The organism is Serratia sp. 25CWL12 (assembly GCF_055790885.1).
In genome coordinates this window covers 1,533,101-1,559,689 of record NZ_CM147698.1, presented here as the reverse complement: position 1 = coordinate 1,559,689, position 26,589 = coordinate 1,533,101, and the positions used below count along the sequence as shown (strand labels likewise).

Genomic DNA, 26,589 nt, shown 5'->3' with positions numbered 1-26,589 from the left:
ATCACTCTTTACACGAAACCTTACTGAAATAGTAAGGTTTCGTCACCCAGCCGTTCTTCCAGTACAAAATGCGATCACTCTCCTCTCTTGAGATGAAAAAAATGGTCATACTCAACTCTATCCGGAGGTTGGGAGTTAATACTCCGGTATTTTACCCACGGGTTCCAATACGTCGATGACCGTACTTGGGGGGAATTTCTCACTATGAAACAACGTTGGTCCGTCAACTTACTGATCCTTGCTATATCTGGGGGAGCCCTGTTCTTTGGCCTGGCGTTATTCTGGAGTGGCTATCGAGAATGGGCTCATTGGATTTGGATCGGCGGCTCGGCCCCTGCGATTACATTTTTGTTATATGACACACTGCGCGCACTTGCCAGGCGTGAGGCCGGAGTCGACCTGCTGGCTTTAATTTCCATCGGCGGCGCTATCGTTTTGGATGAATATCTCACCGGGGTGGTGATCGCCGTCATGCTGGCCAGCGGAAGAGCGCTGGAAAGCTTCGCGCAACGTCGTGCCGGGCGGGAAATGTCTGCTTTGCTGGCAAAGGCACCACGAACCGCTAACAGACTTAAAAGCGTTGACAACAACCAAGATGAACTGGTGCAGATCCCCTTGGAGCAGGTGGCCCCTCTCGACCGGCTATTGGTGCGCAGTGGAGAAACGATTCCCGTTGATGGCAGTTTGATCTCGACAATGGCTCTATTGGATGAATCTATGCTAAGCGGCGAGTCAACCCCCGTTGAGCGCAAAAAAGGGGACGCGCTGCGCAGTGGCGTGCTCAATGCGGGTGCACCATTTGAAATGCTGGCGACGGCCAATGCAGATGAAAGCACTTTCGCCGGTATTATTCGGCTGGTTTCTGCCGCTCAAAGTTCGAAAGCGCCTGCATCTCGCCTTGCTGACCGCTATGCGCTGTGGTTTGTCCCCTTGTCGCTGGGGGTCGCTGGTGCAGCTTGGCTTTTGAGCGGTGACCCGGTGCGAGCACTGGCGGTACTGGTGGTCGCCACCCCTTGTCCCCTTATCCTCTCAGTTCCGATCGCCATTGTGTCGGGTATGTCGATATGTGCAAAGCGCGGTATTCTGATCAAGGGCGGCGGTACCTTGGAGCAACTGGCACAAGCCAAAGTGTTGTTTTTTGACAAGACTGGCACATTGACCAGCGGACAGGCGCGCCTGGTTTCCATTAGAACCAGTCGCAATATTAACCCTAACGTCATTCTGGGTGTCGCTGCATCAATGGACCAGATGTCCGGGCATGTGATTGCCAACGCCGTGGTCGCTGCCGCACGGGAAAGAGGCCTTCCCTTATCGCTCCCCTCCGCCGTTCAGGAACAAGGCGGCGCAGGCCTGAGCGGGATACTGGATGGGCAACCCTTAGCCATCGGCTCTTACGAATTCGTTTCTACACTGGCGTCATCCCCTGAGTGGATCCCGGCGTTTCTTCAGCAAGTGGCCGAGGATGGTGGCGCTGCGGTCTTTGTCGCCCTGGATGGGAAAATCGCTGGCGCGTTGCATTTAGCGGACCAGATCCGGGTTGAAACTCCGCGCGCTTTGCGATTGCTGCGCAAAGCGGGTATCAAACGTATTGTGATGCTGACCGGCGACAATCGACAAATTGCCGAAACCATTGGTGCCGCCGTGGGGGTTGATGAGGTACTGGCTGAGCAGACGCCGGCAGGGAAACAAGCGGCGATTGAATCAGGCCGTTCCTTGGGTACCACGATGATGGTGGGTGATGGCGTGAATGACGCACCAGCGCTGGCTGCTGCTGATGTGGGCATCGCCATGGGGGTGCGTGGTGCGGCGGCATCGTCCGAAGCCGCAGATGTTGTGCTTTTGGTGGACAGACTCGACCGCCTGGCCGAAGCACTGCATACCGCACGCCTGACGCGTTCAATTGCAGTACAAAGTGTTATTGCCGGTATGAGCCTGTCCGCCGTCGCTATGCTGGTTGCCGCCTTGGGTTATCTGCCGCCGCTCTACGGTGCACTACTCCAGGAATTGATTGACGTTGCGGTTATCTTGAACGCATTGCGCGCGCTGCAGATTGCCCCTCTGCGCGTCAGCCACCACACATTATCCGCCAACCAACTGCAAGCTCTGCGCGGTGATCACCTTGCTCTCACCCCGGTGCTCGACCACCTGACTGACTTCACTAATCGGCTGAATATGACAGCACCCGCTCAAGTCAAACAAGCTGCGGTGGCATTGGAAGCGATGCTACAAGAAAAATTATTCCCCCATGAACGGTCAGATGATAGCGATGTGTATCCGGTGCTTGCTGACCTCTTAGGTGGTGACGACCCCATGGCAGCCATGAGTCGAACTCACCGAGAAATCTTTGAATTAGGCCGACGACTCAAACGCCTTATTGATAGCATGCCAGCTGACGGCAGCACTAACAGCGAAACCATCACCGAATTACAGCGTGTTCTCTATAGTTTGGATGCCATTTTACGTTTGCACTTTGCTCAGGAAGAAGAGATTTACCAAAATCTGCAGTGAGAATATAACCACCTTGTCTGCCAATTTTATTGTCGCTTGGATAAAAATAATCAATGCCGAATGCATCAATGCTGTGATTGATTAAACCTGACGGGAATTGTTGGGTATCTTTTAATCGGCTGTACCATCAGCTCACCTGAATTTGTGCTGCCTTCAAAAATTGGAATCAACCTGAATTTGTTCAGCTCAAGCAGGGTGAAAACATCAAACAATCATATTGTTGTGCGCGTCTTAGATAAAAGGCTTTTCCTGGTATTTCCCCAAAAAACAGCCGGGATAAGTCACCCTTGAGTCTTCTTTTTCTGCTAAAAGCAACCGATTGACATCACACTGATTTTTATATAAATTTTCAGCAAAACATCCGGGCAGTTTTTTACTCTACTGCTGACCTCAAAAACAGATCCCCAGGAAGTGATGTTCATGGATAATAACCAACAACTTGTCAGCTCTACCGCCATCCAGAATCCCCAGGAAGGGCTCCCTGAAACCTACCATCCTGACCCTGTGCAAGTCACCGCACTGGCTTCGCAGATCAATATTGCCGAAACCGGTATGGTGATGGGATATGGGGCAAAACCGATGGCTGAAATTGCCCAGTTTGCCGATACCCTGCTCCACAAGATCAAAGCCAGAGACGGTGGTGAAGTCGGCCAGTTGCTGTCTGATCTGGTTCTACGTATCCGTGAAAATGACCCGTTTACCAAGGAAGAGAAGAGCAGCAACTTTCTCGCCAGCCTGCCTATTGTGGGCAAACTGTTCAAGCAGGCTGAGCAATTCAAAGTCAACAATCAAGTATTGACTGAGCAGGTTGACAACATTGCAAACCACCTCGACCAATCGATGATCACCCTAATGCGGGATATCGAAACACTCGAGCAGCTTTATCTGCGGAATTTCAATTTTTACAACGAAGTGACGCTTTACATTGATGCGGGCAAGCAAAAGCTGCAACACGTCAGCGAAATCGAACTCCCTGCACTCAAACAGGAGGCTGATACCTCTAAAAACCTGATGATGGCACAGCAGGTCAAAGACATGATCGAGAACATCAACCGCTTTGAACGTCGCTTGCATGACCTTGATCTGTCAAGAACCATTGCTATTCAGACTGCACCGCAGATTCGTATGGTACAGAGTACCAACCAGCAACTTGCTGAAAAAATACAGAGCAGTATTCTGGCTACCCTACCCATTTGGAAAAGCCAAATGGTGCTCTCGATGACACTGAATGCGCAGAGCAAAGCGGCACGCCTGCAGAAAGAGGTCTCGGACACCACGAATCAGCTTCTGCTGAAAAATGCCGAGATCCTGCAGCAAAGCAGCATTGCCACCGCCAACGAGGTAGAACGTTCGATCGTCGATGTGGGTACGCTGCGTGAGGTACAAAACAAACTGATCAATACCATCGAAGAGACAATGAAAATCGCCGATAATGCACGTACACGCCGTGCCGAAGCGGAAAAAGAACTCGCCACCATGGAAGAGAATCTGCGTCTGCGACTCACAGAGGCCACTTCACGCTACTAATAAGCGGGTATATAGCACCTCATGCTAGTGTGGCTTTCGTCGCACTGGCATGAGGTGTGGGCTAAAACCTTATCCTCTGCCCAGTTATCGCAGCATTCACTAAGGACCATACGGAGCACCTGATGTCAGACAACCCCCAAAATAATCCCGTCGTCAACGTTTTAACGTCGACCAAAAGTAAAATCAAACGGGTTGCCCGGCGTATTGGCTTCCACTTTGTTGCCCTCTTAACGGGCGTAATTATTTCCGCAAAAGCAATCCAGAGCCCTCTGAACATGATGGCTGTTTTCCCACTTAAGACCCCAGAGGACTTCGAGGGAGATATCTACGGGCTGATCTATTTAAATATGCTGCTACTGTTCCCCTTTCAGCCAAACCCAGCCGCCACTCTATTAGGAATAATTGCCGCCATTACCTGTATTTTCACGGGTTACGGCCCACTTGGGCTGATCTTTGGCGGGCTGACCGCTTTCATCATCTATACGATTAACCGTCGTAAAATAAGCCTTGGCAGCATATTTCCGCTCTTAGTCATCTTTGCCTCTATAGCGGATAACCCCCTTTTAATCACCTCCGCTCCGCTGTGGTATTACATTTTGCTGGTCGGCATCATTATTGTCGGTATTGTCTATCACGATGCCATCACACTGCTGATTGAACGTGTTACTAAAAAACGCTCACCATCCGTTCCTGTGAAACAGACCGTGGTGGAGAATACCCCGCCCCCTGTTGCTCCCCCCAACCCTTACTCTTTTGATATGCAGACTTACCTGACTACACTGCAGGAAATCCAGCGGCTCAAAAAAGCCCTACCGGCGGATTTCATCCCCCTGATCGATACCATCAGCCTCAAAACCCAGGCCATCTTGCAAAGTATGAAAAGTGATGAGCGCGATACCGCACGCGGCACGCAGTTTTTAAACCGCTACCTGCCGATTATCCGTACCAGTCTTGATCGCTTTATCCGCCTTTCCGCTCAGAGCTCCTCATCCCCCGAATTTGCTAAAATACGCCAGCAAACCTGGCAGGCATTTAGCGACATGAGCCATGTTTTCAGCGATATGAATCAGCGCCTGCTGGATAACGATGTGAATGACCTGATCGTAGATTTGAACGTGCTAGACAAATTAGCGAAATCGGAAGGGTATACGATTCCGAAAGAGTAAAGTTGCTTTAAAGACGTGTCATGGTAGCCAATGCTGAAGATGATGGTGTTATTTAAACAAGTTCTAAATCTACAGCATTGGCAATGGAGGCTTAACAGGAGCCGTGCATAGGGTCACCCTTATTCGCCTCAGTTAAGGATGAAGAACCGGCAACAGAGTTAGTACATAAATTATCGCCGACCCTCAGCGTAATCAGTACGCAAAACCTCAATCCCGGTCTCACATTACTTTAGCAATCGGATCAATTTTGCCCGCTGTTTGGCAGCTTGCCTTCTTGCTTAAGAAAATCAGTCAAGAAAAACTGTGCATTCCCTTCATCAGAAAGCGATTTGCTGTAAGAGATATACTGTGCTGTCTTCTCGCCAGGCAGATACAATTCGCCAGAATTATTGTTGTTAATTATCAGCACCACAAATTTCTTGCCATCCACCTTGACGCTATAGTCGCTACGCTCCCCCTTATTCTCAACATCCATCAACAGAATTTTCTTATCCCATTCATGGTCTGCATTTGTGACCTGCACTAATGATTTATTTTCGGAGCGCTTGCCATAGCGTAGCGTCCACACTTGAACACCCTGATTGCCCTCCCACGCCTTAACATACTCAGCCACTTCAGGACGAGTGGGCTCAGCAGAAAAACCCGTCGCCGACATCACAGATAATAGAGTGAAAAGGATAAATTTCTTTAACATTTAATCGTCCTATTTGATGATTGAAAAAGAGAATTCCGACATCACAAAGACATACTGATACACGGCATCCCTCGGTGATTAATTACCATAACCGAGCCAAGGGATGTTATACCATACCGAATGAATATCACTGGTTATGTCACATTACGGCGTCGTCTGCTACCTACCCAGGGATTACCCCTATGATTGGGTTACTGGCGTGACCAGTGTGGCCCAGACTACTGCTCTACCAGGATGCCTGTGTTTTAAGCGCCTGTGTTCTGACCTGTAATGCGTCCCACTGGGTCTGCCCATCCGCATCAGCCCCGGCATTGAACATCAAGTTTTGACTTGCGGTGAGTTGTAAATACTTACCACTGCTCAGGGCGATCCCTTTCGGGGCGCTGAGTACCGCTACCGCTTCCTTGAGTTGCTCAATTTGCTCGTGCATAAAAGCAAGCTGTGTGTCTAGCTGAGTGGGCTCCCCTTGGGCGGTTTTGGCATCATCAGACAGCGATTTACTGTGACTTGTTCATAGGTTCCTTAACTGATCGCCATACAAACTGCTCGATAAATAATTGTTCTGCTGACTTGGTGTCAGGACCTTCTTTCTTGGGAATAGAACTTTCAATATATAGAAGATCATTTTTCCTGGGTATGGTGATAGAAAACACCTGCGTGGGGTTGTCTCGGTCCAGAACATCAAACACCCAAAGCGTCCCGCTTGCCGCAAAAGATCCTTTTGCCAACGAGATGGGAACTGCGTTAGTTTTTTCCACCGGTATAATCCCAGCACCGAGTGACTTTTTAAAATTCGCTTCGATCTGCTGGGGAGATTGAGGATCACTGATATTAATCCAAACTTGTTTATTTTCCTTTAGATTTTGATAGCGAAATATAGTTTCGCTATTCATTTGCAGATAAAAATCACCCAGCCGAATGGGTAACATCAGGTCATATTTTTGACTACTGATAACAGTATCGTCTTGTGCAAATGACCAGTCATCCGTAAAGAATTTAGATTTGATACGCGCCTTGTCCAGAGTTTTCCACTGTACGGCATCGTCCAGCTTCCAGGCTGTATCAGCTGCATACTCCAATGCGGAGTCATAAATACTGTAAGAATCATTACGGCTATATTTTTTCAGTTCAAGCATTTTGCCGAACAGCTCATGCGCCTGTTGCAGGTTATTCAACCGATACTGAGCCATACCCTCTAAGCCATAAAGTTGCACCCATTCATAAGGAAATCTTGCCTCATTCATCACCTGCGTGACTTGTTGGGCAATTTTGTCCCATTGTGGTTCTGCTCCCCTCAACTGAACCACTGATAACTCATCTAGCTGTTGCTTCATGGTTATCTTGCCATGCAACTTTGGCGGCTTATTCCACTGCACAGCAGCAAAAAGCTTTTTAATTTCAGGCATTATCACAAGGAGTTTATCTTGATAAACGTTAGCAGATGCTTCAAGCATCCACTCTCCTCGTGCTATGGCCCAACGTGCACGAAAGTCAGTGACTTGCTGATCATCTTTGCTTCGTATTTCCAGCGCGTCTGCTGCGAGCGAGTCAGGAAAGTGTAATTGAGGAAGTGTGTACGCTGTGGCTGATTGTTCACTCTTTGCCGCGTATTTTCGCCACGACTGAATATTGTCCTGTGCAACAGCACCTTCGTTATCCTGAGCAGTATCGGGATCACGATAGTCAGGTTCACTGTAGGTAATAGTGAATTGGAGCACTGCAGCGTCATCGCTTGCATTTTTATGCATATAGGTTAGCGTGGCCTCACTATCGCGCTTATCTGCGGGCTCCAGACCTGCCAGAACCCAGCCATCCAGGCTCAGTGGAAAACTCAGATTCGCCAGCGCATAGTTGAGCTGATTATTCTGTTTATCGATGCTCCATATCTCAGGCCAAGCATTAGAAAACTGCAATAGCAGTCTCTGTAAACGATAAACTTCGTCAGCCTGCCCGGAATTGGCAGCATCAGCAATAGCAATGTTCAACCATTTCGCGGGCTCGGTTACGACGACCCCCTGTGGTTTATTGGCAATCTCTTCTGCCAGTAAACTGGCTTCAGTGAATTTTTTTTGCCGTTCCAGAATGCGAATGATAAGTAAGATATTATCTTGGTACACATACATATTGAAGTCAGGTATTGACTCCGCTGTTTTTCGGGCATTCTGCGCGTGATCCAGCGCTGTCTGTATATTACCTTGTCGTTCTTGATCCTGAGCGCTGCGGAAGTCTGCTTGCCAGCGCAGATAAGACTGTCGCAGTTGTTCCTGCGTGGGGTTATCCTCAAGTGAACTGGGGTTTTTCTGGTTAGTTTGAGCAATAGCGGTGGTGTTTGTTGCTGCGTAAATCAGCAGGCAGGATACCCCCAACAAAACGCATAATAATGATGATTTCATTTTCAGATTCCAAGTCTATAAGGCGCTCATTCGTAGGATTTTGAGGATTAATAGTATGCGGCCGGTGACCTCACATTGAATGAGTCAACCTATTGTACATGAAATTCAACCAATTGGAGTCATTACCGTTATTTTCACCCTTTGTTAGATTGAGCCAAAACTGAGGTATTGAGTCCTTTAGTCAGCTTACTTGCGCGGGGATTATTCACAACGATGGATGCTTTAAAACGATGCAGTCCAAGTAAGTTAAATAATGGATTCCTGTTTGCCTATTGCGATTAATTTAGGCCGAATTCCGCCAAAGCGAATGATATAAAACTACGCAAACGCAATGTCATAAGCTGGTCGCGGTAATAAAGCAACCACATTGGACGTTCACTCAAACGCCACTCAGGAAAAAGTTGAACAAGTAATCCGTCTCGAACATCAGCAGCAAGAAGTATTTCAGGCTGCATAACTATCCCAAGGCCATTGCAAGCAGCCACTCGAATAGCCTGGCCGCCGTTGACGATAAGCTGGCATGCTGGTGCGATTTCGACGACCTCTTCACCCTTTGATAAGCGCCATAACGACTTTGCGGCAGATGTAAAAAGGATAGCCTCATGAGAAGAAAGCTCTTCAGGATGACGAGGCCAACCATGACGCGCAAGATAATCAGGCGCAGCGCAAATCATCATCCTATAAGGTAATAACGCGCGTGCAATCATACTGCTATCTGAAAGCGAGCCGATGCGAAAAGCTACATCAATGCCTTCTCCTACAAGATCGACATTACGATCCGTCAGAACTATATCGAGTCTGACTTCAGGAGCCAGTTCACGATAGCGCTTCAGAGCAGGAATCAATGCTTCTGCACCAAATGTCGTCGGTGCGGTTATGCGTAATTTTCCACTGGGTGACTGTTGTAGTGTTTCTGCTTCCATTTCAGCCAGAGCTAGACGCTCCAGAATATCGCGACACTGCTCGAAATAGCTTGATCCGAAATTTGTCAGGTTCTGACGCCGAGTCGTGCGGTTGATAAGGCGGGTATTTAATCGTTCCTCCAGTGCAGCAACATGCTGACCAATCATGGCGGGGGAAAGATCAAGTTGTTTAGCGGCAGCACTCATTGAGCCAGTTTGTACTACCGCCACGAAAGCTTGCATGGCACGAAAGAGATCCATTCGATAGTTTTACTTTAAAGTAATCACACAATTACGCTAATTATCATTTAAACATTAATTAATTACTATCCAGTTGTTGATATTTAACTGGAGAAAAACATGAGACAACAACGATTTACTAAAAAAACTGTTCTGGTTACAGGTGCGGGAACAGGCATGGGACAGGCTTCAGCATTGCGTTTGGCAAAAGAAGGTGCACAGCTTGCGCTCATTGGACGACGGATTGAACCACTTAAAAAACTGGTATCAGAAATCGAACGTGAGGGAGGGATGGCTATTGCTATCGCCTGTGATATTACTCAGGAAGAACAGATTCAAAGCGCCGCTCGAAAAACCTTTGAACACTTTGGCACAATCGATGCAATCTTTGCCAATGCGGGAGTTTTAGGGGAGTTCAAAGCATTAGCCGATACGGATATTGCAGATTTTGACCTACCGATTGCCACGAATTTGCAGGGTACTTTTCTGACGATCAAACATTGTCTGCCATTTATGGCAAGCGGTTCTGTCCTGATTAATGCATCATGGACAATTAATAGTGTTATGCCCGGTGCAGGAGCCTATGCTTCAAGCAAAGGGGCGTTATTGGCAATGATGCGAACTTTTGCAATAGAACTTGGTTCGCGTGCAATTCGGGTGAATGCTATCAGCCCGGGTATCATAATCAGTCCAATGGCTGAAGAAGCACTTTCACCCGATATGGCAGCCCGACTCGCCTCCCATACTGCGTTGGGTCGAAACGGGACACCGGATGATGTGGTAGGATCCGTTGCCTGGCTTTTATCTGACGATTCATTATTTGTAACCGGTCAGGAAATTGCCGTGGACGGAGGCTTTACCATTGGTGGTGTCAGATTGTGAGTGATTTTACTGCGGCAGCTTGCAAAAACTAAATGCGGGTCAGTGGAGTTTAACAGGTCTGGTTTTGAGTAGGTTTGCGCTACCACACAGAAGTGATTGAGAAAATTTATATTTTTATTTCAGTGTGTTATGGAACTAACAAAGCAACTACTGGAAGGAGATTTGGAGCGGGAAACGAGACTCGAACTCGCGACCCCGACCTTGGCAAGGTCGTGCTCTACCAACTGAGCTATTCCCGCATTAATCAGAACTGACTGATAGTTTCAATCTTTCAGCAATTCACCACTGCCGTCCGATGCGATGCATTCTACTTACCTGACGTGATGAGTCAATACAATTATTGAATCATCACGTTCGTTTGCCGATTTTTGCAGCGCTTCTATCATGGAGCGCGCAAATCTTTACGCGCCGCATTCAAATACTGGAACATCGACCAGAATGTCAGCACCGTAGCGATATAGAACAACAACACAAACGACCAATGCAGCATGACGGAACTGGGTCGCCATAATAGCCCCACCAACGCCATCATCTGTGCTGTCGTTTTCACTTTGCCAATCCAGGAAACCGCCACACTACTGCGCTTGCCAATTTCAGCCATCCATTCACGTAGTGAAGAGATAATAATCTCACGCGCGATCATGGTGGCCGCCGGTAAAGTCATCCACCATACATTATAGTGCTCCGTGACCAATACCAGTGCTACCGCGACCATCACTTTGTCTGCCACCGGATCAAGGAAAGCACCAAAGCGTGTTGTCTGCTTCCAGCGTCGGGCTAAAAAGCCGTCGAACCAGTCGGTAACAGCCGCAACCACAAAAATGATAGCGCACAGCATCGGGGCCCAAGCGAATGGCAAATAAAATGCCAAAACGAAGAATGGGATCAGTACTACGCGAAACAGGGTAAGCCAAGTCGGTATATTCAATTGCATAATGCTACTATAGCTATCTGGCAAGAGTGAGATTTAAGAGTATGTTGCTACATTGCCCTCAGTGTTTCAATGCATTGTAGATCTTTTCTGCTAATGCTTGTGAAATACCTGGCACTTTTGCAATTTCCTCAACGCTGGCGTTCAATAATGGTTGCAGACCGCCCATAAATTTTAACAATGCTTGACGCCGTTTTGAACCAACGCCCTCAATCAACTCCAATGAACTGGTATTTTTAACTTTCGCTCGCTTCTGGCGATGCCCGGTGATGGCATGGTGATGCGAGTCATCACGGATATGCTGGATAATATGCAAAGCAGGAGAATCCGGTGGCAACGAAACCCCCTCTCCTTCCGGTTTGAAGAACAACGTTTCCAACCCAGCTTTACGGTCACTTCCCTTGGCAATGCCAATTAACAATGGTTTGTTTTTATCCCAGGGAACACTCAACGAATTAAAAAGATCAACCGCCATGCCCAACTGCCCTTTACCACCATCAATAAAGATCACATCAGGGATTTTTTTCTCTTCTAACGCCTTACCATAACGCCGTTTCAACACTTGCGCCATTGCCGCATAATCATCACCCGGCGTGATGCCAGTAATATTGTAACGGCGATATTCCGCACGCAGTGGACCATTACTGTCAAACACCACACAAGAGGCTATGGTTTGTTCCCCCATGGTATGGCTGATATCAAAACATTCCATGCGATTGATTTCAGCAAGATTGAGGGTTTTTGCCAGCTCAGCTAACCGTTGGTGGATAGTAGATTGCTGAGAGAGCTTGGTCACCAACGCCGTTGAAGCATTGGTTCGCGCCAATTTTAGATAACGCGCACGATCACCACGCGGTTTGCTCTGAATCTGGATCTTGCGGCCGGCCAATTCACTCAATGAAGCCGCCAGCAACTCTTTTTCCGGCAAGGTAAAGTCCAACAAGATCTCCGCCGGTAGAGTCCGCATTTGGCTTCCTTGTAAGTAAAACTGCCCGACAAAGGTTTGTACCACTTCACTTAACTCGGTACCCCCCGGCACTCTCGGGAAATAGCTGCGGCTGCCAAGCACTTTGCCCTGACGGATGAACAGGACATGTACACAAGCCATACCTGAATCAAAAGCGACACCAATCACATCCAAGTCATCACTATTACCGGAAACAAACTGTTTCTCTGTGACACGATGAACCGCTTGAATTTGATCACGAATACGCGCCGCTTCTTCAAAATTAAGCTGTTTGCTGGCGTTCTCCATGCGTTCAATCAGTTGATGCAAGACTTGCTGATCTTTACCGGATAAAAACAGGCGCACATAATCCACCTGTTGCTGATACTCCTCTTCACTCACTAACCCGGTCACACAGGGGGCCAAACAACGCCCTATCTGGTACTGCAGGCATGGGCGTGAGCGATTACGGTAAACACTATTTTCACATTGGCGGATAGGAAACAGTTTTTGCAATAGCGCCAACGTTTCTCGCACCGCATGGGAATTAGGAAATGGCCCAAAGTATTCACCTTTGGCATGCTTAGCCCCACGGTGTACTGAAAGCCTAGGATGAGTGTCTGCACTCAAAAAGATCAATGGATAAGATTTATCATCACGCAACAGAACATTATACCGTGGCTGGTACAGTTTAATGTAATTATGTTCCAGCAACAGTGCTTCAGTTTCGGTATGCGTAACAGTAACGTCTATTTGAACAATGTTTTTAACTAAGTTTTCAGTTTTACGGCTGTTGACTTGGGTACGAAAATAGCTCGCGAGACGCTTTTTAAGATCTTTGGCTTTACCCACATAGATAACCGTACCAGCCATATCATACATCCGGTAGACGCCTGGCTGGCTGGTGACGGTTTTAAGAAATGCCTGAGCATCAAAACAGCTATTCACTGTTTGATAATCTCTCCGCATTGAATAACCCATGTTTGATGGCTAAATGTGTTAATTCAACGTCTCCACTTATATTTAGCTTGCTAAACATACGGTACCGATAACTATTTACCGTTTTGGGGCTGAGATTCAGTTGTTCTGATATCTCATTCACCTTCTTCCCTTTGGTAATCATCAACATAATTTGCAATTCACGCTCAGATAAGGTGCTGAACGGATTTTCTGCCTGAGGTTCCAACTGGCTTAACGCCATTTTTTGCGCAATATCAGAGGCAATATAACGCTGACCGGCATGTACCGAACGAATAGCATTAATAACCTCTTGCGGCGCGGCCCCTTTACTCAGGTAACCAGCGGCCCCCGCCTGCATCACTTTGGCTGGCAAAGGATTCTCAGTGTGGATGGTCAACATGATAACCTTGATATCAGGCGAATAACGAACAATTTTACGGGTAGCTTCCAGCCCCCCGATCCCCGGCATATTCATATCCATCAAAACGATATCAACGGAGTTGCTGCGGCACCATTTAACGGCGTCTTCACCGCATTGAGCTTCCCCAACTACTTTGATGCCTTTGATATCATCAAGAATGCGTCGTATCCCTGCGCGCACCAATTCGTGGTCATCAACAAGAAGAACGCTAATCAAGGAAAAATCTCCAAATAAGGGAGTAACGTAATCAATCAACCTTTGTCATTATATCCAACAGCACTCAGCTGCTGGAATATTGGTTGAACCCTCACCCAGTCACATAACCAGCTCTGTCTCAGCAGCTGACTCGTTTGCTGCATTATTCGGCAAAAACTCCGATAACCTTGGATGATTACCTTCGCCACCTTTGGGTCTGGTCAGAGGACACTCCCATTCAGCAACTTGAATGACGACATGTATAAATGAATATTACTTGATTTTCGGCAAATAATGAATACAGATTAACGCGAACTCTCGAGTTACCTTGCAAAATCAGTCGAAAATCTTACCCTTTAACCAGTTAGGGTTCAATTAATTCAACCAATATCATACAGAACCGTTCAAACCACGCACCACTCAGGGCTGTTTTGCTACAACATTAACCGCCCATCAAAAAAGCATTAACCAGGTATTTGAAATAAAAATAATGGCATTTAGCACACCAAAAGCCGCCTAAAAACCAACCAAACACGGCAGTGCCAACCGCAATAATTATCTATGCTACTTACGACTCTCTCACTCGTGTCGAACAAGTTCATCAAATTATTTGGTGCATATTCATGACCAGGTTTAACTTTCAGCCAAAATTTTTGGTCTACCTCATGGAAATTTGAGATTTGATTAAAAAATTAGCTAAAATATCAAAAATTATGAACTGAATATTTATTCAATGACTTAAAGTAAACCATTAATATTTACACGCAGCCTCACTTATGTGGCTGATCGGTTGCTGATAGATAGCCAGCACTTGTATCACTACAATGAATCCTTCGGCCTTGAGCCAGTCTCAAAAACCCCTATCCTCAGCCAGCGGCGACCAGTTGTTGACTTGAGATGCGTTACTGCGTTGCCTTCTGGCTGCAATTTGAATAAATTTGACTATACAGCTAACTGCTGCCGAAAACCTTAAAATCAGGAGATAAAATGAGCAATATTGATTTCACTACCTCTACCACCCCAGAAGCACTGGCAACAGAAGTTGCCTGCCTTAAAGCCACATTGACACTGATTTTAAAAGCGATTGGTCAAGCCGATGCGGGTAAGGTCATCATCAATCTGGAGCGTTTTGCAGCGCAAATTGAAGATCCCGCTCAAGCTGAAATCTTCCAAAACAGTATTCAACAGATTAAGCACGGCTACCGCCAATAATCATCTATTGTGATGGGCAGACTGCCGGTCTGCCCCTTGGTGAGCCTTTTAAAACATCGGATGGCAATTACGCAGCAGACCCGCCGAGGGTAGAGCGGAGCTGCTTTCTTTCATGATCATCTGACTACCATCACCGATATTTTGGCATGGCGAACAATTGCAGCGGCGTTGGAACCCAGTAAATAGGTTTTAACACTGGGGCGACGAGAGCCAATAACGATCAGATCCGCGCCTATCTCTTCAGCCAATAACAGCACTTCATCCCGCGGTGAACCAAAGCTGATGGTATAAGCAAGACGATCTTGTGGCAGATCGATCTGCTCCATGATTTTCTTCAGCCCTTCAACTGCTTTCACTTCCGCCTGATTTTCAAACTCTTTTATGCCAAACGAATAAGCAGTAACAAACGCTGATGCATCCGGCAGTGCATGAAAGAAATGCACTTGAGCACCAGACATCTTGGCTAAATACTCGACATTTTTCAGGGCATGCTCGGTTAATACATCTTCCGCAATATCTATCGGTACTAAAATGGTCTTGTACATATCCAATCCCTTCTCAATTTACCGTAATAATCATAGCTTATCGTGGGTAAGGCAGTGCAGGTACTCATTTATGCCGCTTTTGTGATCAGCGGCGCGCACGCCGTGACATCAATACGCTGACAACCGTGCCTGGATTAATGATTTATATTTTTGTGACTAAGACCGCAAAAGTAAAGAAAGCAGTGCCACTTAGTGAGCGAGTCACCAACAAAGTTGATTAGACACGGCAATAACTGGTTAAAACTCAATTATTCCCTGCAGGAATGCGCCCGTCCCGCGATACCGAGCACCGGTCAAATAATTCAACGGACTATTTTTTTCACATTAGTTTTTTTCATGCCAAAATAACAAAACCTGAGTAATCAATAAGATAATAATACTAAAATCTGTTCATTTATCATGGCAAAGAGTAACCTTTCTCTCGCCGAGTGTCCGATTTGCCTCCCTCGAATAAGAATAATCGGTTGTTATCCCACCTTAAAATGCTGTAAAAATGTTAAGCAAAAGTGAATGAAAACCACTTCACTAAGGTGTGCAGTAAAAAAATTAAAGGGCCACTACAGAGCTCACTCTTGCTCCACAAGTTAATTCCAGTTGCAAGGAACTCAGCCAATAGCCGATGGCTTGAAGGCAACAGGTATCTCTCTCATGACAGGTAAAACAGGACATCACCAGATGGTAGATCATTCTAAAATAACAACGGACACGCCCAGTGGTACAACAGATCATCTGCGACGGAATCTGACCAACCGACATATTCAGCTAATCGCCATTGGCGGAGCCATTGGTACAGGTTTGTTTATGGGGTCCGGCAAGACCATCAGCCTGGCCGGGCCCTCTATCATTTTCGTCTATATGATCATCGGCTTTATGTTGTTCTTCGTAATGCGTGCGATGGGCGAACTGCTGTTATCTAATTTGCAATACAAGTCCTTTAGCGATTTTGCTGCCGACCTACTAGGGCCCTGGGCCGGTTTTTTTACCGGCTGGACCTATTGGTTTTGTTGGGTGGTGACCGGTATTGCCGACGTAGTGGCCATTACTGCCTATGCACAGTTCTGGTTCCCTGAGCTGTCACAGTGGATTGCCTCTTTGCTGTGCGTGCTGCTACTGCTCAGCCTTAACCTGGCAACGGTGAAAATGTTCGGCGAAATGGAGTTCTGGTTTGCGATGATCAAGATTGTCGCCATCGTCGGTTTGATCGTGATTGGGCTGGTGATGATTGCCATGCAATTCCAGGCTCCCAATGGCAGCGTGGCCTCCTTCTCGCACCTGTGGAATGATGGTGGCATGTTCCCGAAAGGGATCAGCGGCTTCTTTGCTGGCTTTCAGATTGCCGTCTTCGCTTTTGTCGGCATCGAACTGGTGGGCACCACCGCCGCAGAAACCAAAGACCCTGAAAAAGTTCTGCCACGTGCCATCAACTCGATCCCTATTCGCATCATCATGTTTTATGTCTGCTCGCTGATCGTGATCATGGCCGTCACACCTTGGAATTCAGTGGTTGCCGACAAAAGCCCCTTTGTTGAATTGTTCGTGCTGATTGGCTTGCCTGCCGCTGCCAGCGTCATCAATTTTGTGGTACTGACCTCTGCGGCCTCTTCTGCAAACAGTGGCGTATTCTCCACCAGCCGCATGTTGTTCGGACTAGCACAAGAAGGAGATGCGCCAAAATCCTTTGCTACTCTCTCTAAGCGCTCAGTCCCCGCCAACGGCCTGACCTTCTCTTGCATCTGCCTGTTAAGTGGCGTGGTCTTGATCTATCTGATCCCCGATGTGATGACCGTCTTTACACTGGTGACTACCGTCTCCGCCATCCTGTTTATGTTTGTCTGGACCATTATTCTTTGCTCGTATCTGGTCTATCGCAAACAGCGCCCGGCATTACACCAGAAATCAATCTACAAGATGCCAGCAGGTAAACTGATGTGCTGGGTATGTATGGCCTTCTTCGCCTTCGTCTTGGTGCTGCTATCACTGCGTGACGATACCCGCCAAGCCTTGGTCGTCACCCCTGTGTGGTTTGTTATTTTGGCGATCGGGTATCAATTTTGCCGCCGTAAGAAAATCGTCTGAGTTGATTAGCACCACGCCGCCAGTCTGTGCGGCGTGGTGCTCTCGCTTGCTGTGCCAGCCCCTTTAATTGGCAATCACAACGCATTGTCGTGCTGTCGTCATCTTGCTGTCGGGTTACTGTCGTGGAGAATTGACCAATAACTGCTTAAAATTAATGACATTCACGTCATTCAGGAGAACAGCATGCAACAATATCGGATTAAAGAGCTGCGTGTCGCCAAAGGTTGGTCACAGGAACAATTAGCAACCATTGCTGGGTTGAGTACTCGCACCATTCAACGCATCGAAAATGGTGAACAGGCAAGTTTGGATACGCTCAATGCCATTGCTTGTGCATTGGGGTTACTGGTCAATGAACTGACTTCCTCTCCTCAGTCCATAAGTACTGATGACGAAACACAGCAACAGCTTAAGCAAAAAATTGCTAATGAAACAATACTGTTGCATAAACTGTCGAGTTTTATCCTCCTCAGTTTGTTACTTCTGGCAGTGAATTGGTTCACCTCTCCACAATATTTATGGTCATTGTGGCCCATTGGTGCTATCGGATTAACAAGCGTTTTCCCGGTGCTTCGAACTCTGCTAGTACATACCCCTATCAACCGTTGGCAACAACGGCGGTTAGAAAAAAAACTCAAACTCCCCCATTAGTTTGCACCGTCGGAACATTTAAGGCCCTAAATGATGTTGGTTGCTATTCAAGCGATAAGCCTTGAATAGCAACCGATAAATTAAATGCGTTTTGACTGTGTACTGGTTAGCAAAGACTTGGTCACTTTAACCGCCTTGGCCGGATCACCAGCAACAAATTCGAGTGTGGGTGAATAGTAAAAAGGCAGCCACATGCCGAAATTATTCTCCCACTCCCATTTTACCGGGCATGGCCACAGAATATCTTCATATAGAATGTAATAGATCCAGCGCCCCTGTGGGCGGCGTGGCTTAAGACTTTTCATCGTTTGTTCAATAGCTTTCTCATGCCGATTCCTATGTCTCTTTTAAAGATACAACAAATCACGCAACGCTGACAGCCGCCAAATAGCCAAGGCGTCTCTCTTCAGATGCCCCGAACAGACAGGCAGATTTGCTACGACATACCTGATTGATCAAACCTCAGGAAATAATCAGCTCGCACTGCCAGGAATAGAGATATTGCTGTCTGCCAATAACCCCATATTGTGATACATGGCACAAGCGGCATCCACAATGTGCATGGCAATAGCCGCGCCACTCCCTTCACCCAAGCGCATATCCAAGTATAAATAGGGTGCCAACTGCAGGTGGTTGAGGGCGATGGTCGCACCTTTCTCGGCGGAAAAGTGCGATGGCAGCAGGTAGTGACGAACCTCAGGCGCAATAGCGCAGGCGGCCAATGCCGAAGCATAGGAAAGAAAACCATCCAGTAACACCGGTACCCCTGCTGCTGCTGCACCCAGCATCACCCCTGCCATACCCACCAAATCGTAGCCGCCGAGTTTGGCCAACACCGCTAAGGCATCTGAGCTATCGGGCTGGTTAACCGCAATGGCCTGACGCACAATATTAACCTTATGGTACAGGCGATCACTGGGGAAATTAGCCCCCATACCGACCACATCCTGCGGATCACTGCCAGTAAACACGCTCACTAGCGCGGCAGCAGAGGTGGTATTGGCCATTCCTAATTCACCCACCCCAAACAACTTCACACCTTGCGCCGCTTGCTCAAGTGTCAACTGGGCACTGGCCAGCAACAAGGCCTCCGCCTGCTGCCGTGTCATGGCGGCTTCACGGGCAATATTGCCACTGCCACGGGCCACCTTCATATTGATTAACCCCGGTAGTGGTTCGCTGTCGATACCGACATCAATCACCTTCACCTCTGCTCCGGCATTAGCCGCCAACACGCAAACGCCGGTATTGCCTTTTAGCATATTCAATGCCTGGATCACGGTAACTTCACGTGGAGAAACCGCGACCCCTTCGGCATAAACGCCGTGGTCAGCCACCATAACCATAATCTGCTTACGCGTGGCAAGCATCTTGTCGAAGCCACGCATCCCAGCCAATTGAATAGCCAACTGCTCAAGGCGACCGAGACTACCAGGAGGTTTAAGTAAACCATCAATTCTTGCCGCCGCTTGTTGCATCGCGCCAGCATCTAGCGGGGTGATCATCTCGATTATCGAAGATAAGGTTTGCATCGTTGTATTCTCTTATATTGCAGGTTGCCAGTGGGTACGGCTGTTAAACACCCGTAGCGTGACAAATCCCTGGTTGATCTCCAGCACGCTGTAACTCCCCTGTTCAAAATGGAAATGCCACATCCCGGCGGCAGGCATATTCAATAATCCAGCCATCAGCAAGCTCAGCGAACCTTGATGTGCTACCAGCAGGCAATCACCATCATTACTCTGGCTTAACAACCGTTGCACCTGCTGACTAATACGCTGGGAAAAGAGTGGGAAAGATTCACCCGCAGTGGGGCAAGCTTGTTGCCAATCTGCCAACCAGGCATCCCAAGCCTGGGTATCTTGCTGCTGTAACTCGCGGTGATGGCGCATTTCCCAGTCACCAAAATTCATTTCGTTAAAACCAGGATCGGTTTGCAGCACCAACGGACGTTGCCCAAGCACTGTGGTTGCGGTCTGACGCGCACGCAATAGTTCACTGCTCAACGCCTGGGTAAAGGGCACGGCAGCCAACCATTGCGCCACCTGCTGCGCCTGCAACTCACCTTGTGGGGTCAACGGTACATCCGTTATGCCACAGAACACCCCTTGCTGATTTGCCAAGGTTTGACCATGTCGAACCAAAAATAAACGCATCACATTCACTTATAACAACCACTTATAACAGCGCGATTAAAAAGGCCAGCTCAGCCACTTCGACCCCAGCCCCCAAGGTATCGCCAGTCTGCCCACCCAAGCGATGATTCAGATAAGCACGCAATAGTAGTTGCACCAGCAATGCACAGCCCAAAGCGAACAACGCCTTGCCATGCCCTAACAGCATGATCAGTATCGCCCCTATAATCAGCGTGGATAAGGTTTGTCCCAGGCTGATCTGGCCAATATAGAGGTTGCCCAAGCCCTCGCCTTCACGGGCATAACGTTGGCGGTACATCTGTAATACCAATACCGTGCGGCTGGCGACCCCTGCGGCGGCCAACATTGATAGCATTGGCAAATCACGCAATGCCAGTTCACTCACCAGCAAGACCTTCGCCAACACAATAAAAATCAGCGCCAACCCACCGTTGGTGCCAAGGCGGCTATCGCGCATAATGAGCAGCATCTTGTCACGGCTGCGAGCAGAGAAAACGCCATCACAGGTATCTGCCAAACCATCCAGATGAAAAGCACCGGTGACCAGCGCCAATGCCAGTACATAACCGAGTGCCGCCAGTGGGACACCACACCAGGGGGCTAATACAGTAAAAACGCCCCCACCAATAGCACCGACAATCAAGCCAATTAACGGAAAAACCACAATACCCCGGTGATACTGATGCAGAGCTACCCCTTGGGTGTAACGCTCAGGCAACGGAATACGCGTCATAAATTGGAGGGTAGCCAGAAACAGGCGCAAACTCATTTAATTTTCACCTCAATACCCGCAACCATTAAAAATACTGACTCAGCCGCCGCTGCCAAACGTTGGTTGACCCGCCCGGCAATATCACGAAAATGCCGCGCCAAACGGTTTTCAGGTACGATCCCCATCCCTAGCTCATTAGTCACCAGATAAATCGTCGCCGGGCTGCGAGCACAGGCACCGAGCAATTCAGTCACCTGCTGTTGAATCTCTGTTTCTACTGCGTCGAAGTCGATCGCTTCAATGGCCGTCTCAGCAGTAAGCTCAAACATCAGGTTGGCAATCCAGGTGGTAATACACTCCAGGATCACCGCCTCGCCGGCCACCTGAGCATCAATGACCGGTGCTAAGGGCTGTGTTCCTTCCCAAGTACGCCAATGGGCTGGCCGGGCCTGACGATGCTGCTTAACCCGTTCCGCCATTTCATCATCAGTCACCACTGAGGTCGCGATATACAACACCTGGTTGCTGGCCTCTGCTGCCAATCTTTCTGCCAGAGAGCTCTTACCACTCCGTGCGCCGCCAGTAATCAGGATCATTCAACAACCTCTTCACGATGCTCATTAATTATCTGATAAAGCCTGGCAATATCGAGATGTGCGCGCAGGGTATCCGCTAAAATATCAAACTGCTGTTGTTTATAGGCGGCATAATTCAATTCTGGGCCAGCATAATTCGCTAACTCTTTACGCTGGCGTAACCCATTAAGTAGCGCACGGCAAAAGGCGTCATTGTTGAATAAACCGTGGATATAGCTGCCCAACACCTTGCCATCGCAGCTTACCGCCCCTTCTGGGGTGTGCTCTGGCTGGCCATTACGTTGAGTTAACTCAGCAAAAGGCAGGGCTTGATTGCCAAGTTGTGTAACACCTTGATGAACTTCATAACCCGCCAGGGGCTGTCCAGCACAATCACGCCATAAACCGGGTAAAAACGCCTGGCTAACGGCTGCCACCTGTGTGGTCACTTTTTGTGGTGCAAACTGAGTTTCCACATCCAGCAACCCCAAACCTGCCATTTGCGCTACGCCAGACTCTATCCCATCGATAATCTGTTTACCCAGCATCTGATAACCCCCGCAGATACCGACAATCGGCACCCCAGCCTGATGCTGCGCCAATAACGCCGTCGCCAATTCGTTTTGCTGCAACCATTGCAAATCCCCCAGGGTATTTTTGCTGCCCGGCAAGATAATCAGATCGGCCCCAGCCAGTTGCGCAGGGTGTGATATATAACGTAGCTGCACATCAGGTTGCGCTGAAAGCGCATTAAAATCGGTAAAGTTGGCAATATGAGGTAATTGGATCACCACGATATTCAGCACTTGCTCAGCCACGGCAGGGGCATATTGACCATTTTGCAACGCCACGCCATCCTCATCTTCCAGATCAATATTCATCCAGGGGATAACCCCCAATACCGGCACCCCCGTCAAGGCTTCAATCTGTTCCAATCCCGACTGCAGTAACCTGATATCACCCCGAAACTTGTTGATGATGACCCCTTTTACCCGGGCTTTTTCTTCAGGCTGCAACAAAGCCAAGGTGCCATAAATAGCGGCGAACACCCCGCCACGATCAATATCTGCTACCAACAATACCGGCGCCTGAGCCATCGCTGCCATGGCCATATTAACCATGTCCCGCTCACGCAAGTTGATCTCTGCCGGGCTACCCGCCCCCTCCAGCACCATCAACTCATATTCACTGGCCAGACTGTGGTAGGCCTGACTAATTTGTTGCTGCAGTTGGTGTTTGTCTTGGTGATAGGTCGCCGCATCCCTATTGCCAACGACTTTGCCCATCAGCACCATCTGAGTCTGATGGGACCCGGTGGGTTTCAATAATATCGGGTTCATCCGCACATCGGGTTCAATACCTGCGGCCTCCGCCTGAAAAATCTGCGCCCTCCCCATCTCTTCACCACGGGCAGTAATACCGGAATTCAACGCCATATTCTGTGCCTTGAACGGGGCGACACGATAGCCATCCTGGGCAAAAATTCGACATAAACCGGCAACCAAGAGGCTTTTACCCACATCGGAAGCCGTTCCTTGCACCATGACACATCGCTTCATCATCTCTCTCCACTTCGCCCAGGCACCATCTTAACCTATTGTTTCATCTGTTTTTAACTATTGCGCGCTCAATTTGCCGTCCTTAAATAAATAGCCAAGTTCAATCAAGTTGCAGGTAGGCGGCAATTGAGTGAATCCCTGGGAACATAGCCCACTATGTGACTAGGGTGAATGATAGTAGCCAACACCCCTGCAGTTTGATTGCCGATGGATAAAGACAACAAAAATGGGGCTCTGACTAGGCCCCATTCCCTCTATCCATAACGCGATTATCGGTATTAAAACAAACCGCTTAGCAAGCCAATGCCCAGTAATGATGAACCACCGCCAATCAAACGGGGCCACAGGATGTGGGTACGCGAAGAGGCCAACAGATAACCGATCGCCAAACCGCACAGATGAAGTAATACCGTGGCAATCACCATACCAGAAAGTGCAGCGGCAGAGTGAGAAAGCTCGGCGCCATGTGCCAAACCATGGAAAACCGCAAAAGCACCAATGATCAGCGCGCCACTGATCGCCGACAATTTCAGTTGCAGGGCTACCATCAGGCCGATACCCAGTAGTGACCCCGCCACGATCAGTTCAGTGCCCGGTAGCGTCACTCCGGCCATCCCCACCACTGCCCCCATCAACAATAAAGCGGCAAAGGCCAGCGGTGCCAACCACCATTGCCGGGTATTCACGGCACTCCAGACCCCTACCAGGATCATGGCAACCATATGGTCCATCCCGGTCAGTGGGTGGATAAAACCTTCAGTAAAACTCAACACATGATGAGTGCCACCATCATGCCCCACATGAGCCAAAGCCAACATCGGGAATAGCGCCAATAGAGATACAGCCATAGTTTTGACAATAATACGCATTGTGATCACCAAAATAGTTTTACCCTTGCAACCTGAAGTTGATTGGATAGGTTAACGTTAAAATCCATGATTACTGATTGAACTCAGGTATAGACTCCTTCTTATCATCCGATAATGAGTGATAGCCGGCTGCTGTAATCAGCGCCTGCCCTAATGCCACCCCGCCATCGCCCGCAGGCAAACGTGATGGCAGCAAAACCTGTAACCCCGACAACTGTTGCACTAATAATCGCCGCAACAAGGTGTTATGTAATACCCCACCAGACAAGACGACGGTATGAATACCGTGCTTATCTGCCGCACTCCGTGCCAGTTGCGCAAAACCTTGTGCTAATGCCCAATGAAAAGCGTAAGCACGCTGGGCTGGCGAGGCACGATAACTCAGCCATTGCCGCCAGAAAGTGGCCAAGTCCAACTGATGACCAAGCAAAGGCAACGTCACCGGTGGGTTAGCATGATGGCCCTGATGTGCCAAGGCCTCGAGTTGGCAGGCGGCTTCCCCTTCCCAGGATATTTGCGCTGGAACCATCTGTAACGCCGCGGCCACTGCATCAAACAAGCGCCCGGTAGAAGAGGCTAAGGGGGAATTGATGCGCCGCTCAATCGCCCGAGCCAAGGTGGTCGCTTGCGGTTGCGGCAGCGCACTGGCTTCCGGCAACTGTTGCCAATCTGGCACAAAGCGTAAAAACTGCGCCAACAAATTGCGCCAGGGTTGATGTGCTGCCAAGTCCCCCCCGGTAATGCCACCGCTGGCAAGCCACCGAGATGTTCACAGTGTTGATAGCTCACCAGCAAGCACTCGCCGCCCCACAGTTGACCTGCAATGCCATAACCCAATCCATCCAGTGCCAAACCAATCACTTTGCCACCATGACGCGGCCAGGCATGTTCCGCCAGGCAGGAGACCAAATGCGCATGATGATGAAAGGTTTCCACACAGGGAATCCCCTGCTGCTTAGCCAAGGCTTTCCCCTGTTGATGGCTAAGATAGCCAGGGTGGGCGTCAACCGCCACAACCTGAGGGGTAACGCCATACATCTCACCAAATAGCGCGATCAATTGTTGCTGCTGTTGTTGGGTCGCTTCATCACCTAATGATCCCAAGTGCTGGCTGACTACCGCCTGGTCATCCCATAACAAACAGAAGGTATTTTTGTTATCGGCACCCAAGGCCAAAACAGCCGGCTGAGCAGTAAAGCCAGGGGGCAAGGTGATGGCATCTGGCACATAACCCCGCGCCCGGCGTAGCATCTCAGTGCCCTGCTCAGTGAGCCGCAACAAAGAGTCATCTGCCCGCTGAACGATCTCGCGGTTATGCAGCAACCAGAGGTCGGCAATCCCGGCGAGCTGTGACAACGCTTGTTGATTGGTTAATGCCGGGGGTTTCCCCGCAGGATTGCCCGAGGTCATCACCAATGGGCGAGCAACTTGTTGCAACAATAGGTGTTGCAGGGGGTTGGCAGGCAACATGACGCCAATCTCACCTAACCCGGGAGCTATCTCTGCACACAACGGACTCTGTGGGTGTTCTGGCAGCAAAACTATTGGTGCTGCCGGGCTCTGCAGCACCTGAAGTAACTTGCTGATTTCTGCCACCTGAACACAGGCTTGCAACCAGTTGGTATCAGGTACCATCACCGCCAACGGTTTGGCTGGGCGATGTTTACGCAAACGCAGGCACTGCACTGCTTGTGGGTTGGTGGCATCACAAGCCAGATGAAAACCACCAATCCCTTTCACCGCGACAATCTTCCCCGCCAGCAGCGCTTGTGCCGCCATTTGCACCGCTTGATCTGCGGTTGCCATCACCTCACCTTGCCCGTCACTCAGCCAAAGCTGTGGGCCGCAAACTGGGCAAGCGTTAGGTTGCGCATGAAATCGGCGGTCCGCCGGGTTCTGGTACTCAGCCTGACATTGCGGGCACAGCGGGAAAGCATGCATGGAAGTATTGGGGCGATCATAGGGCATACGATAAATGATGGTAAAACGTGGGCCACAATGCGTGCAGTTAATAAAGGGATAGTGATAACGCCGGTTACTGGGTGAGTTCAATTCCTGCAAGCAGCAGGCACACGTGGCGGCGTCTGCCACAATATGAGTACCCAGTGGCCCGGCCCCACTACTGACAATGGCAAAGTCCTTTGGCTCCTGCTGCCAGCAAAAAGGTTGCGAGATAACGCTGTCAACACGGGCTAACGGGGGACACTCTAGCGGCAAGATACGTAAAAACTCCGCAATGTCAGGGGATGGCCACAAACAGATCACCACACCGGCACCATCATTACTGACTTCACCACGCAGATTAAACCGCTGGGCTAATAACCAGATATAAGGGCGAAACCCCACGCCTTGCACTTTGCCTTTGACTCGCAGGCGCAGGCCGTTATCACCAAGCATGGTATCTTGTTCCAGCGCTTCGCTATGGACCATCCTACCCTTCTTGTCGTCCCCGTTATCATTCAAGCTCAG

22 protein-coding genes, 1 tRNA gene and 1 pseudogene are annotated in these 26,589 nt (G+C 48.9%); 7 read left to right on the top strand and 17 right to left on the bottom strand.

Features of this window, described 5'->3' with window-relative positions; translation table 11 throughout:
- Positions 1-204: 204 nt before the first annotated feature.
- The 3 genes from ACX9GV_RS06920 to ACX9GV_RS06910 all read left to right on the top strand — a co-directional run bounded on the left by ACX9GV_RS06920 (position 205) and on the right by ACX9GV_RS06910 (position 5,201).
- The gene (locus tag ACX9GV_RS06920) at positions 205-2,508 is read left to right on the top strand and encodes a heavy metal translocating P-type ATPase (RefSeq protein ID WP_473197522.1); all 2,304 of its coding nucleotides are present in this window, start codon (positions 205-207) and stop codon (positions 2,506-2,508) included.
- 420 nt (positions 2,509-2,928) lie between these two features.
- Entirely contained in the window at positions 2,929-4,035 is a 1,107-nt protein-coding gene (locus ACX9GV_RS06915; RefSeq protein ID WP_473197521.1) for a toxic anion resistance protein, read from the top strand.
- 122 nt (positions 4,036-4,157) lie between these two features.
- On the top strand, positions 4,158-5,201 hold the full coding sequence (locus ACX9GV_RS06910; protein ID WP_473197520.1) for a 5-bromo-4-chloroindolyl phosphate hydrolysis family protein: 1,044 nt from the start codon (positions 4,158-4,160) through the stop codon (positions 5,199-5,201).
- Between the two features lie 241 nt (positions 5,202-5,442).
- Here ACX9GV_RS06910 and ACX9GV_RS06905 read toward each other — a convergent pair whose 3' ends face one another.
- The 4 genes from ACX9GV_RS06905 to ACX9GV_RS06890 form a co-directional block, all read right to left on the bottom strand.
- On the bottom strand, positions 5,443-5,895 hold the full coding sequence (locus ACX9GV_RS06905) for a hypothetical protein (protein ID WP_473197519.1): 453 nt from the start codon (positions 5,893-5,895) through the stop codon (positions 5,443-5,445).
- Positions 5,896-6,121: 226 nt separating this feature from the next.
- Positions 6,122-6,325 (bottom strand): DUF2345 domain-containing protein, encoded by a 204-nt coding sequence (locus ACX9GV_RS06900; protein WP_473197518.1) that lies wholly within the window; start codon positions 6,323-6,325, stop codon positions 6,122-6,124.
- A 67-nt stretch (positions 6,326-6,392) separates the two neighbouring features.
- Entirely contained in the window at positions 6,393-8,288 is a 1,896-nt protein-coding gene (locus tag ACX9GV_RS06895) for a hypothetical protein (RefSeq protein WP_473197517.1), read from the bottom strand.
- Between the two features lie 278 nt (positions 8,289-8,566).
- Positions 8,567-9,451 (bottom strand): LysR family transcriptional regulator, encoded by an 885-nt coding sequence (locus ACX9GV_RS06890; RefSeq protein WP_473197516.1) that lies wholly within the window; start codon positions 9,449-9,451, stop codon positions 8,567-8,569.
- A 99-nt stretch (positions 9,452-9,550) separates the two neighbouring features.
- Here ACX9GV_RS06890 and ACX9GV_RS06885 point away from each other — a divergent pair, with 99 nt between their 5' ends.
- Positions 9,551-10,312: an SDR family NAD(P)-dependent oxidoreductase gene (locus tag ACX9GV_RS06885; protein WP_473197515.1), complete on the top strand. Its 762-nt coding sequence runs from the start codon at positions 9,551-9,553 to the stop codon at positions 10,310-10,312.
- A 163-nt stretch (positions 10,313-10,475) separates the two neighbouring features.
- On the opposite strand, the gene ACX9GV_RS06880 is transcribed toward ACX9GV_RS06885, so the two are convergent.
- The 4 genes from ACX9GV_RS06880 to uvrY all read right to left on the bottom strand — a co-directional run bounded on the left by ACX9GV_RS06880 (position 10,476) and on the right by uvrY (position 13,786).
- Positions 10,476-10,551, bottom strand: a tRNA-Gly gene (locus ACX9GV_RS06880).
- Between the two features lie 143 nt (positions 10,552-10,694).
- Complete coding sequence (pgsA, locus tag ACX9GV_RS06875; RefSeq protein ID WP_023490411.1) at positions 10,695-11,246, bottom strand: CDP-diacylglycerol--glycerol-3-phosphate 3-phosphatidyltransferase; 552 nt, start codon at positions 11,244-11,246, stop codon at positions 10,695-10,697.
- A 58-nt stretch (positions 11,247-11,304) separates the two neighbouring features.
- Positions 11,305-13,137 (bottom strand): excinuclease ABC subunit UvrC, encoded by a 1,833-nt coding sequence (gene uvrC, locus ACX9GV_RS06870; RefSeq protein WP_473197995.1) that lies wholly within the window; start codon positions 13,135-13,137, stop codon positions 11,305-11,307.
- Positions 13,130-13,786: a UvrY/SirA/GacA family response regulator transcription factor gene (uvrY, locus tag ACX9GV_RS06865; protein ID WP_473197514.1), complete on the bottom strand. Its 657-nt coding sequence runs from the start codon at positions 13,784-13,786 to the stop codon at positions 13,130-13,132. The genes uvrC and uvrY overlap by 8 nt, the downstream gene beginning before the upstream one ends.
- 966 nt (positions 13,787-14,752) lie before the next feature.
- On the opposite strand from uvrY, the gene ACX9GV_RS06860 reads away from it, so the two are divergent.
- Positions 14,753-14,977 carry a DUF2594 family protein gene (locus ACX9GV_RS06860; protein ID WP_473197513.1) on the top strand — a complete coding sequence of 75 codons (225 nt, stop codon included), beginning with the start codon at positions 14,753-14,755 and terminating at the stop codon, positions 14,975-14,977.
- Between the two features lie 116 nt (positions 14,978-15,093).
- Here the strand turns inward: ACX9GV_RS06860 and ACX9GV_RS06855 are convergent, their stop codons facing one another.
- The gene (locus ACX9GV_RS06855; RefSeq protein ID WP_023490415.1) at positions 15,094-15,522 is read right to left on the bottom strand and encodes a universal stress protein; all 429 of its coding nucleotides are present in this window, start codon (positions 15,520-15,522) and stop codon (positions 15,094-15,096) included.
- Positions 15,523-16,197: 675 nt separating this feature from the next.
- On the opposite strand from ACX9GV_RS06855, the gene cycA reads away from it, so the two are divergent.
- Positions 16,198-17,598 carry a D-serine/D-alanine/glycine transporter gene (gene cycA / locus ACX9GV_RS06850; RefSeq protein WP_473197512.1) on the top strand — a complete coding sequence of 467 codons (1,401 nt, stop codon included), beginning with the start codon at positions 16,198-16,200 and terminating at the stop codon, positions 17,596-17,598.
- A 183-nt stretch (positions 17,599-17,781) separates the two neighbouring features.
- Complete coding sequence (locus ACX9GV_RS06845; RefSeq protein ID WP_473197511.1) at positions 17,782-18,249, top strand: helix-turn-helix domain-containing protein; 468 nt, start codon at positions 17,782-17,784, stop codon at positions 18,247-18,249.
- Positions 18,250-18,329: 80 nt separating this feature from the next.
- Here the strand turns inward: ACX9GV_RS06845 and ACX9GV_RS06840 are convergent, their stop codons facing one another.
- The 8 genes and pseudogenes from ACX9GV_RS06840 to hypF form a co-directional block, all read right to left on the bottom strand.
- Positions 18,330-18,554 (bottom strand): hypothetical protein, encoded by a 225-nt coding sequence (locus tag ACX9GV_RS06840; RefSeq protein ID WP_473197510.1) that lies wholly within the window; start codon positions 18,552-18,554, stop codon positions 18,330-18,332.
- A gap of 168 nt (positions 18,555-18,722) precedes the next feature.
- The gene (cobT, locus tag ACX9GV_RS06835; RefSeq protein WP_473197509.1) at positions 18,723-19,781 is read right to left on the bottom strand and encodes a nicotinate-nucleotide--dimethylbenzimidazole phosphoribosyltransferase; all 1,059 of its coding nucleotides are present in this window, start codon (positions 19,779-19,781) and stop codon (positions 18,723-18,725) included.
- A gap of 12 nt (positions 19,782-19,793) precedes the next feature.
- Positions 19,794-20,405: an adenosylcobalamin/alpha-ribazole phosphatase gene (locus ACX9GV_RS06830; protein ID WP_473197508.1), complete on the bottom strand. Its 612-nt coding sequence runs from the start codon at positions 20,403-20,405 to the stop codon at positions 19,794-19,796.
- Between the two features lie 22 nt (positions 20,406-20,427).
- A complete protein-coding gene (gene cobS / locus ACX9GV_RS06825; RefSeq protein WP_023490422.1) occupies positions 20,428-21,174 on the bottom strand; it encodes an adenosylcobinamide-GDP ribazoletransferase in 747 nt (248 codons plus the stop codon).
- Positions 21,171-21,713, bottom strand: a complete 543-nt coding sequence (cobU, locus tag ACX9GV_RS06820) for a bifunctional adenosylcobinamide kinase/adenosylcobinamide-phosphate guanylyltransferase (protein ID WP_023490423.1) — start codon at positions 21,711-21,713, stop codon at positions 21,171-21,173. The genes cobS and cobU overlap by 4 nt, the downstream gene beginning before the upstream one ends.
- Positions 21,710-23,251 (bottom strand): cobyric acid synthase, encoded by a 1,542-nt coding sequence (locus ACX9GV_RS06815; RefSeq protein WP_473197994.1) that lies wholly within the window; start codon positions 23,249-23,251, stop codon positions 21,710-21,712. The genes cobU and ACX9GV_RS06815 overlap by 4 nt, the downstream gene beginning before the upstream one ends.
- Positions 23,252-23,529: 278 nt before the next feature.
- A complete protein-coding gene (locus ACX9GV_RS06810) occupies positions 23,530-24,120 on the bottom strand; it encodes a HupE/UreJ family protein (RefSeq protein ID WP_473197507.1) in 591 nt (196 codons plus the stop codon).
- A 70-nt stretch (positions 24,121-24,190) separates the two neighbouring features.
- Positions 24,191-26,517 (bottom strand): annotated as a pseudogene (hypF, locus tag ACX9GV_RS06805) (carbamoyltransferase HypF).
- Positions 26,518-26,589: the final 72 nt, after the last annotated feature.

What these genes read in the sequence shown, in the direction of transcription:
- cobT (WP_473197509.1), bottom strand. Translation starts at nt 19,781, where the DNA reads ATGCAAACCTTATCTTCGATAATCGAGATGATCACCCCGCTAGATGCT.
- ACX9GV_RS06860 (WP_473197513.1), top strand. Translation starts at nt 14,753, where the DNA reads ATGAGCAATATTGATTTCACTACCTCTACCACCCCAGAAGCACTGGCA.
- ACX9GV_RS06905 (WP_473197519.1), bottom strand. Translation starts at nt 5,895, where the DNA reads ATGTTAAAGAAATTTATCCTTTTCACTCTATTATCTGTGATGTCGGCG.
- ACX9GV_RS06920 (WP_473197522.1), top strand. Translation starts at nt 205, where the DNA reads ATGAAACAACGTTGGTCCGTCAACTTACTGATCCTTGCTATATCTGGG.
- ACX9GV_RS06845 (WP_473197511.1), top strand. Translation starts at nt 17,782, where the DNA reads ATGCAACAATATCGGATTAAAGAGCTGCGTGTCGCCAAAGGTTGGTCA.
- ACX9GV_RS06915 (WP_473197521.1), top strand. Translation starts at nt 2,929, where the DNA reads ATGGATAATAACCAACAACTTGTCAGCTCTACCGCCATCCAGAATCCC.
- ACX9GV_RS06895 (WP_473197517.1), bottom strand. Translation starts at nt 8,288, where the DNA reads ATGAAATCATCATTATTATGCGTTTTGTTGGGGGTATCCTGCCTGCTG.
- cobS (WP_023490422.1), bottom strand. Translation starts at nt 21,174, where the DNA reads ATGAGTTTGCGCCTGTTTCTGGCTACCCTCCAATTTATGACGCGTATT.
- ACX9GV_RS06855 (WP_023490415.1), bottom strand. Translation starts at nt 15,522, where the DNA reads ATGTACAAGACCATTTTAGTACCGATAGATATTGCGGAAGATGTATTA.
- ACX9GV_RS06890 (WP_473197516.1), bottom strand. Translation starts at nt 9,451, where the DNA reads ATGGATCTCTTTCGTGCCATGCAAGCTTTCGTGGCGGTAGTACAAACT.
- cobU (WP_023490423.1), bottom strand. Translation starts at nt 21,713, where the DNA reads ATGATCCTGATTACTGGCGGCGCACGGAGTGGTAAGAGCTCTCTGGCA.
- ACX9GV_RS06910 (WP_473197520.1), top strand. Translation starts at nt 4,158, where the DNA reads ATGTCAGACAACCCCCAAAATAATCCCGTCGTCAACGTTTTAACGTCG.
- cycA (WP_473197512.1), top strand. Translation starts at nt 16,198, where the DNA reads ATGGTAGATCATTCTAAAATAACAACGGACACGCCCAGTGGTACAACA.
- ACX9GV_RS06840 (WP_473197510.1), bottom strand. Translation starts at nt 18,554, where the DNA reads ATGAAAAGTCTTAAGCCACGCCGCCCACAGGGGCGCTGGATCTATTAC.
- pgsA (WP_023490411.1), bottom strand. Translation starts at nt 11,246, where the DNA reads ATGCAATTGAATATACCGACTTGGCTTACCCTGTTTCGCGTAGTACTG.
- ACX9GV_RS06810 (WP_473197507.1), bottom strand. Translation starts at nt 24,120, where the DNA reads ATGCGTATTATTGTCAAAACTATGGCTGTATCTCTATTGGCGCTATTC.
- ACX9GV_RS06900 (WP_473197518.1), bottom strand. Translation starts at nt 6,325, where the DNA reads ATGCACGAGCAAATTGAGCAACTCAAGGAAGCGGTAGCGGTACTCAGC.
- ACX9GV_RS06885 (WP_473197515.1), top strand. Translation starts at nt 9,551, where the DNA reads ATGAGACAACAACGATTTACTAAAAAAACTGTTCTGGTTACAGGTGCG.
- ACX9GV_RS06830 (WP_473197508.1), bottom strand. Translation starts at nt 20,405, where the DNA reads ATGCGTTTATTTTTGGTTCGACATGGTCAAACCTTGGCAAATCAGCAA.
- ACX9GV_RS06815 (WP_473197994.1), bottom strand. Translation starts at nt 23,251, where the DNA reads ATGAAGCGATGTGTCATGGTGCAAGGAACGGCTTCCGATGTGGGTAAA.